Source organism: Hungatella sp. SL.1.14 (assembly GCF_024460495.1).
In the GTDB taxonomy this organism is placed as follows: Bacteria; Bacillota; Clostridia; order Lachnospirales; family Lachnospiraceae; genus Hungatella; species Hungatella hathewayi.
Genome location: NZ_JANFYJ010000146.1, coordinates 1 through 411 on the forward strand (window position 1 = coordinate 1; position 411 = coordinate 411).

At 44.3% G+C, this 411-nt stretch carries 1 pseudogene; it reads right to left on the reverse strand.

Annotated elements, in window-relative coordinates:
- A pseudogene (locus NE473_RS30400) lies at positions 1 to 257 on the reverse strand (carbohydrate ABC transporter permease); the annotation flags it as partial.
- Positions 258 to 411 lie beyond the last annotated feature (154 nt).

Here is a 411-nt window from a genome sequence, read left to right on the forward strand (position 1 = left end):
AACGGTACAAAACAGATCGAATAAACGATGCTGTTGCAAAATGCGTTCCAGAATTCCGGATCCCGGCACATCTCAAAGTAGTTGCCCAGTCCAATAAAATGTGTCTTGTCAATCATACTGATGTATCTCATGTCAGTAAGGCTGAGCACCGCGGACAGCAGAACAGGCAGAAAATGAAACAAGGTAAATACAATCAAGTATGGCGTAATAAACAGCCATGCAATGCGCGCCTCTTTTTTACGTAAGGAAGAAGTCACGTATTATCATCCCTTTCCACTCTATTCTTTTACTTGCTGGCGGTTTCAATAGCCGCGTCCGCTTTTGTCTGGATATGTGCCACGGTATCATCCAGCGACTGCTCACCGTTTCCATAAAGTCCGCACTCATCGACAATGATATTCTTTATCTCCG